Origin of the sequence: Nonomuraea sp. NPDC050783, assembly GCF_040802095.1 — a bacterium.
GTDB lineage: Bacteria > Actinomycetota > Actinomycetes > Streptosporangiales > Streptosporangiaceae > Nonomuraea.
This window is the reverse complement of record NZ_JBFAHK010000078.1, coordinates 1-1,065: the sequence shown is the minus strand read 5'-3', so window position 1 is coordinate 1,065 and position 1,065 is coordinate 1. Positions and strand designations below refer to the sequence as shown.

General features: G+C 68.9%; 1 pseudogene. It reads left to right on the top strand.

Annotated elements, in window-relative coordinates:
• The first annotated feature begins 61 nt into the window (after window positions 1–61).
• Window positions 62–1,050, top strand: a pseudogene (locus AB0H75_RS50240) (IS5 family transposase).
• Window positions 1,051–1,065 lie beyond the last annotated feature (15 nt).

The window sequence follows — 1,065 nt, the reverse complement described above, 5'->3', positions numbered from 1 at the left end:
ACGGGGTTGAGATCAGAGGGATTGCCTGCGGTCTGCTCTGTGGCCCTGGTAGGTCTTCGCCATGGCACGCGGAGACGTCACCGACGAGGAGTGGTCCCTGATCGAGCCTCACCTGCCCTTGGGTGAGCGAGGTCCGATCCCGGATCTGCGGCAGCAGTTCAACGCGGTGATGTGGAGGTTTCGGACCGGCAGTCCGTGGCGAGATGTGCCCGCTGCGGACTACGGACCCTGGTCCACCGTCTACGACCGGTTCCGCTCGTGGGCGGTGAGCGGCGTGTTCGCGCACCTGATGGAGGCGATGATCGCTGAGGCTGCGGCTCGCGGACAGGCCGACCTCGACGTGGTGAGCGTGGACTCTGCGACGGCTCGCGCCCACCACCATGCCGCTGGGATGGCCTTGGACGGCGAGTTGGCCGCAGCCCTGCATGAGGCCGCCGAGCAGGAAAAGGGGCTGCGCCAAAGGGGCAAATCGCCGATGGCGGTGAGCCGGGCGACAATGGAGAGCGGGACGAACGCCGACAGATGCGACGCCGGCACCGCTTCCGGCTGAAGGTGGCCGAGCTGGGCCGCTCGCGGGGTGGCCTGACCGGCAAGGTGCACCTGGCGGCCGACCGGCGATGCCGTCCGCTGTCCTTCGTCCTGACCCCTGGCCAGGCCGGGGACAGCCCGCAGTTTCGCGCCGTGCTGGAGCGCATCAGGATCCGCCTGCCCATCGGTCGTCCGCGCACCCGGCCGGACGCGGTGGCCGCCGACCAGGCGTACTCCTCCCGCGGCAACCGCGCCTACCTGCGCAAGCGCGGGATCAAGGCGGTCATCCCGGAGAAGGCCGACCAGGCGGCCAACCGCAAGAAGCGGGGCTCCCTCGGCGGGCGGCCGGTCGGTCATGATGCCGAGCTCTACAAGCAGCGCAACACGGTGGAGCGATGCATCAATCGGATCAAACAGTGGCGCGGGCTGGCCTTCCGCTTCGACAAGACCCCCGACAGCTATCTCGCCGGCCTGTATCTACGCGGGGTCATCTTGTGGCTCCGCAGCCTCCACCCAGCCTGAAGATCCGAACCCCGA